This window comes from uncultured Bacteroides sp. (genome assembly GCF_947632445.1).
Taxonomy (GTDB): domain Bacteria; phylum Bacteroidota; class Bacteroidia; order Bacteroidales; family Bacteroidaceae; genus Bacteroides.
In genome coordinates, this window is the sequence record NZ_CANRPM010000104.1 from 1 (window position 1) to 6,093 (window position 6,093).

General features: G+C 50.4%; 3 protein-coding genes and 2 tRNA genes. 3 read left to right on the forward strand and 2 right to left on the reverse strand.

Going from position 1 to position 6,093, the window contains the following annotated elements; genetic code table 11:
• Positions 1-87 precede the first annotated feature (87 nt).
• The 3 genes from Q0Z70_RS12780 to Q0Z70_RS12790 all read left to right on the forward strand — a co-directional run bounded on the left by Q0Z70_RS12780 (position 88) and on the right by Q0Z70_RS12790 (position 2,648).
• Positions 88-2,403, forward strand: coding sequence for a patatin-like phospholipase family protein (locus Q0Z70_RS12780; protein ID WP_298075110.1), 2,316 nt, complete (start codon positions 88-90; stop codon positions 2,401-2,403).
• Positions 2,404-2,475: 72 nt separating this feature from the next.
• Positions 2,476-2,549, forward strand: a tRNA-Arg gene (locus Q0Z70_RS12785).
• 25 nt (positions 2,550-2,574) lie between these two features.
• Positions 2,575-2,648 (forward strand) — tRNA-Arg (locus tag Q0Z70_RS12790).
• A gap of 245 nt (positions 2,649-2,893) precedes the next feature.
• Here the strand turns inward: Q0Z70_RS12790 and dapA are convergent.
• Entirely contained in the window at positions 2,894-3,787 is an 894-nt protein-coding gene (gene dapA, locus Q0Z70_RS12795) for a 4-hydroxy-tetrahydrodipicolinate synthase (RefSeq protein ID WP_298075112.1), read from the reverse strand.
• Between the two features lie 104 nt (positions 3,788-3,891).
• Positions 3,892-5,889 carry an NAD-dependent DNA ligase LigA gene (ligA, locus tag Q0Z70_RS12800; RefSeq protein ID WP_298075114.1) on the reverse strand — a complete coding sequence of 666 codons (1,998 nt, stop codon included), beginning with the start codon at positions 5,887-5,889 and terminating at the stop codon, positions 3,892-3,894.
• Positions 5,890-6,093 lie beyond the last annotated feature (204 nt).

Sequence of the window (6,093 nt, forward strand, 5' to 3'; positions counted from 1 at the left end):
AAAGGTTTTTTCTTCATGGAGTGTAATAAAATTGAAAACATTTGTCTATATTTGAACATTCAATATGCGCATTGTATGACTTGTTGTATGAGAAACTTTCTGTTGTCTTTGTTGTGCTTCCTCTGTTGCATGCCCATGTTTTCTGTGCTCCATGCCCAGAAGGTCGGGCTTGTATTGAGCGGTGGCGGTGCCAAAGGCATGACCCATATCGGTATTATCCGTGCATTGGAGGAGAACAACATCCCCATTGACTATATTGCGGGTACATCTATGGGGGCTATTATCGGTTCGCTCTATGCCATGGGCTATTCACCTGATGATATGGAAGCTCTGCTTCGTTCACCGGATTTCAAAAGGTGGTATTCCGGGCAGGTTGAGCCGCAATACGGATATTATTTCAAGCAAGGCAGACCGACATCAGAGTTTGCCAACATCCGCTTTTCTTTTGGCGATTCCATCCGTGTTCGCCCCCAAATCATTCCGACCAACATTGTGAGCCCTATCCAGATGAACCTTGTATTCGTGGAGCTGTTTGCACAGGCTATGGCGGCCTGTCGGGGAAATTTCGACAATATGTTCATTCCTTTCCGCTGTGTAGCTTCCGATGTGTACAACAAGCGTCCTTTGGTTATGCGGCAGGGTGATTTGGGAGATGCAGTACGAGCTTCGATGAGTTTTCCTTTCGTATTCAAACCCATTGAGATAGACAGCGTATTGGCTTACGACGGCGGCATTTATAATAACTTCCCTACGGATGTAATGATGAAGGATTTCCATCCCGACGTGATTATCGGCAGTGTAGTGGCTGCCAATCCGGGAAAGCCTCAGGCAGGTAGTCTTATGAGCCAACTTGAGAACATGATTATGCAGAAAACGGATTATTCCATTCCCGATTCGTTGGGTATTGTGATGACTTTCAAATATGATGATGTCAATCTGCTTGATTTTGACCGCCTGAAGGAGCTTCATGATATTGGGTACAACAGGACTATCAGTCTGATGGACTCCATCAAAATGCGAATATCCCGCCGCGAAAGCGCTGAAAATGTCCGGCTGAGGCGTATGACCTATCGTAACAATTTACCCCCATTACGTTTTCGTGACATCTACATTGAAGGAGCCAACGAACGCCAGCAGTCGTATATCAGAAAGGAGTTTCATAGCGACAACCATCAGATTTTCACTTATGAAGATTTAAAAAGAGGATATTTCCGATTACTGGCAGACAATATGATTTCCGAGATTATCCCTCATGCGGTTTATGATCCTCAATCCGATTTGTACGAGCTTCATCTTCAGGTCAAGATGGAGAAAGATCTCTTTGTCCGAATAGGTGGAAGCGTGTCTACTACCAGCTCCAATCAGATCTATTTTGGAATCGGATACCAGAACCTGAACTATTATTCCAAAGAGATTATGATCGACGGACAGCTTGGGAAAATCTACAATAACATTCAATTAATGGGAAGGCTGGATTTGCCCACCCGTATTCCTATTTCTTTCCGTTTGTTAGGATCTATCAGCACATTTGATTATTACAAGAAAGACAAGCTGTTCTCCAAAAACGACCGTCCTTCTTTTAATTCGAAGGATGAAAGGTTTGTGAAACTTATGTGTGCGTTACCCTTTCTGGCCAACAAGCGTGCGGAGTTCGGATTCGGTTATGGCGTGTTGACGGACAATTACTATCAGTCGACCACCATCGACTTCACCAAAGACCGTGCAGACAAAAGCACTCACAAGCTGTTGGGGGGAAGTATCGGTTTTTATGGCAGCACGACCGACTCCCGCCAGTATGCCACAAGAGGGTATCTTGAGAGCCTTGTCGCTCAAGTATTTACCGGAAATGAGTGGTTCACTCCTCGGGCTTCCTCTAAAAACGGAAGTTCGACCGCAGTCGAGAAGAAGCATCAGGCTTGGCTGCAAATCTCGTATATGAAGGACGCCTATCATCGGCTGAGTCCTCTGTTTACGTTAGGCTGGATGACGGAATTAGTGTATTCATCGAGAAATTTCTCAGAAAACTATACTGCCACCATGATGCAGGCCAGGGAATTTGCCCCAACTCCACACAGCCAGATTATGTATAACGAAGCTTTTCGGGCCAATCAGTTTATTTCTGCAGGTATAAAGCCTATTTTCGTATTCAATGATATGTTCCATCTTCGGACCGAATTCTATGGATTTGCCCCTATTTTCCCGATAAAAAGGAACGAAAACAATCAAGCTTATTATGGAAAAGCCTTTTCTGATTTCCAATACATGGGAGAAGTATCTGTAGTATGCAAATTGCCGTTCGGTGCAGTCTCTGCGTATGTAAATCATTATAGTTCACCTAAGGGCGAATGGAATGTAGGATTGACATTAGGCTGGCAGTTGTTTAACTATAGATTTATCGAATGATTTTTACGAAAAAAGTCGTGAAAAGTTTGGAGAGACAGAAAATGTCCGTATCTTTGCATCCGTAAAAAATAGGGCCGCGTAGCTCAACTGAATAGAGTAGCTGACTACGGATCAGCCGGTTACAGGTTTGAATCCTGTCGCGGTCACTACTTTTCTACAGAATATAAAAGGGGTCGCGTAGCTCAACTGAATAGAGTAGCTGACTACGGATCAGCCGGTTACAGGTTTGAATCCTGTCGCGATCACAAAGTCCTGCAAGAGTATCTTGTAGGGCTTTATGTTTTATATATCCTGTCCTTCTGTTCCCTCGATTCGAATTCTTACCCTGCCATGAAGCACTTTCTGACGGTTTCAGGAAGTGCTTCGTGAGTATGTCATACAGTGCTTTATGAAGATGTCATGCAGTGCTTCGTTATACCCTCACTGAATACTGTGTCATTGCGGCCCTAAAGGGAGTTAAGATGGGCAAAACGAACGGGGGTGTCCTAAATCAGCATTTGATGTTCAGCTCGCTCAAAATCTTGCGCATGGCTTCAAACGTGGTGATACGTGTAGGAACCAGCGGCAGGCGGAGCTTGTTTTCCACCATACCCATCGCGTTGAGCATGGCTTTCACGCCGGCCGGATTGCCGTCTACGAAGAGCAGCTTGAACAGTTCCGCAAACTTGTGGTGAATGGTCAGTGCATTGGTATAGTCGCCTTGCAGGGCCAGACGCACCATGCGGCTGAACTCGCGTGGGAAAGCGTTGCCGATGACCGAGATGACCCCTACGGCTCCCAGCGTGATGAGCGGGAAGGTGATGCCGTCGTCGCCCGAAATGACGTCGAAGTTGGCCGGCTTGTTCTTGATGATGTCGTCCATCTGTGTGATGTTGCCCGATGCCTCCTTGATGGCAATCACGTTCTCGAAGTCGCGGGCGATGCGCAGGGTAGTTTCGGCCGTCATGTTCACACCGGTGCGGCCCGGCACGTTGTAGAGCACGATGGGCAGCTCCGTCGCTTCAGCGATCGCCTTATAGTGCTGGTAGATACCCTCTTGCGACGGTTTGTTATAGTAAGGCACCACGGAGAGGATGGCGTCTACGCCGGTAAAGTCGTCGTGTTTCAGCGTGTCGACGATGGCGTGCGTGTTGTTGCCGCCCACACCCAGCAGGATGGGAACACGTCCGTTGACGCGCTCTATCACCATTCGTTTGATTTTCTTCTTTTCCTCTTCGGTCAGTGTCGGGGTTTCGGCAGTCGTTCCCAGTACGCACAGGAAGTCTGCGTTGTTCTGTATCAGATAGTCCACGATACGCATCAGGGCATCGTAGTCTACACTTTCATCTTCTTTGAACGGGGTGACTAAAGCAACCCCCATTCCCTTCAATCTGGTTTTTATCATGGGTCTTGTGTGATAATCTTGTGGTTTAGAGCTCGCAAATGTACCTATTTTTTTCGTTTTGCACTACAAATATCCGAGATAAAAAACGTTTTTATGTGATTATGTCAGGAAAGCATGTCGAGGAACTCGTTTTCGGACATAATGCGGATGCCCAGCTTCTGTGCCTTCTCCAGCTTGGACGGCCCCATGTTGGCACCGGCCAGTATGAAGCTTGTCTTGGACGAGATATTGCCCATGTTCTTTCCGCCATTACGCTCGATCATTTCCTTGTATTCGTCGCGCGAGTGATGCTCGAATACGCCGCTGATGACGATGGATTGCCCTGCCAGTTTGTCGGTATATCCGCTCAAGTCTTCCTCGCTGCGGTTGAATTGCAGTCCGGCTTCTTTCAGCCGCTCCACCAGGTTGCGGTTCAACGGATTGGCGAAGTAGCTTACAATGCTTTGGGCTATTTTCTCCCCGATTTCATCGACATTCGTCAAGGTTTCGAGGCCGGCTTGCTCCACTTCGTCGATGCTCTTGAAGGAGCGGGCTATCTTCTTGGCAACCGTCTCGCCCACGAAGCGGATGCCCAGGGCGAAGAGGACACGCTCGAAGGGCACGTTGCGGCTGGCCGCGATGCCGTTGATAATGTTCTCGGCCGATTTCCGTCCCATCCGGTCCAGGTCCTTGATGTCGTCCACCGTGAGGCGGTACAGGTCGGCAGCGTCCTTGACAAGGTGCAGACGGTAAAACATGTCGACCGTTTCGGGCCCCAATCCGTCGATGTTCATGGCCCGGCGGCTGATGAAGTGTTCTATCTTGCCCTTAATCTGCGGCGGACAGGCCGTCTCGTTGGGACAGTAATGGGCCGCCTCGCCTTCGAAGCGCACCAGCGGCGTGCCGCATTCGGGGCAGCGGGTTATGAACTTCACCGGTTCGCCCAGCAACATGCCGCGGGCTTCGGTGTCCACCCCCGTTATCTTGGGAATGATTTCACCGCCCTTCTCCACGTAGACCATGTCGCCGATGTGCAGGTCGAGGCCTTCGATGATGTCGGCATTGTGGAGCGAGGCGCGTTTCACGACGGTGCCCGACAGCTGCACGGGGTCCAGATTGGCCACCGGTGTGACGGCCCCTGTACGGCCCACCTGATAGCTCACCTTGTTGAGCCTCGTCAGTGCCCGTTCGGCCTGAAACTTGTAGGCGATGGCCCAGCGGGGCGACTTGGCGGTGTAGCCCAGGTTCTTCTGCTGGCGCAGGCTGTTCACTTTCAGCACGATGCCGTCGGTGGCTACGGGCAGGTTCTTGCGCTCCGTGTCCCAATGGCCGATGTAGTCGAACACGTCCTGCAAGGTGCGGGCCTTCTTCATGTGCTCCGATACCTTGAAGCCCCACTGTGCCGCCTTCTGCAAGCATTCGTAGTGGCCGTCGGCAGGCAGATTTTCGCCCAACAGGTAGTAGAGGTAGGCATCGAGCCTGCGTGCGGCCACCACCGACGAGTTCTGCGACTTCAGCGTACCCGAAGCGGCGTTGCGCGGATTGGCGAACAGCGGTTCCTCGTGGGCTTCGCGTTCGCGGTTCAGGGCCTCGAACGACTCCCAGGGCATCAGTATCTCGCCGCGTATCTCGAATACGGGGGGATAATCTCCGTGCAGCACGAGGGGGATGCTGCGGATGGTCTTCACGTTGTCTGTCACGTCGTCGCCCTTCTCGCCGTCGCCTCTGGTCACGGCCCGCACCAGCTTTCCGTTCTCGTAGGTCAGGGAGATGGATGTGCCGTCGTATTTCAGTTCGCAGCAGATTTCAAAGTCCTCGTTCAGTGCCTTCTTTACCCGCTCGTAGAAGTCGGTCACCTCGCTTTCGGAGTACGTGTTGCCCAGCGAGAGCATGGGATATTTGTGGGCCACCTGCGTGAAGTTCTTGTTCAAGTCGCTGCCCACACGCATCGTGGGCGAATTTTCGTCCGCATATTCGGGATGCTCCTTCTCCAGGTCTTGCAGTTCGCGCATCAGGTCGTCGAACTCCTTGTCCGTGATTTCGGGAGCGTTCATTACGTAGTAATTGTAGTTGTGGCGGTGCAGCTCGGCACGCAGCCAGTCCATTCGTTCTTTGGGTGTCATAGTCATCTTTCGGATAGTTTGGATGCAAAAATACGGGTTTCTTCCCGATTTCCGGCATTCCGGCTCCTGTAAAAATGAAGGGACGGCATTCAAAATTTACTTTTACCTTTCATTAAGGGTCACGAATACCCTTCATCAAGGGTCACGAACACCCTTCATCAAGGGTCACGAACACCCTTTATCAAGGGTCACGAATACCCTTCA

Excerpts from the sequence above, each read along its gene's own strand:
- ligA (WP_298075114.1), bottom strand. The coding sequence starts at position 5,889 with ATGACACCCAAAGAACGAATGGACTGGCTGCGTGCCGAGCTGCACCGC.
- Q0Z70_RS12780 (WP_298075110.1), top strand. The coding sequence starts at position 88 with ATGAGAAACTTTCTGTTGTCTTTGTTGTGCTTCCTCTGTTGCATGCCC.
- dapA (WP_298075112.1), bottom strand. The coding sequence starts at position 3,787 with ATGATAAAAACCAGATTGAAGGGAATGGGGGTTGCTTTAGTCACCCCG.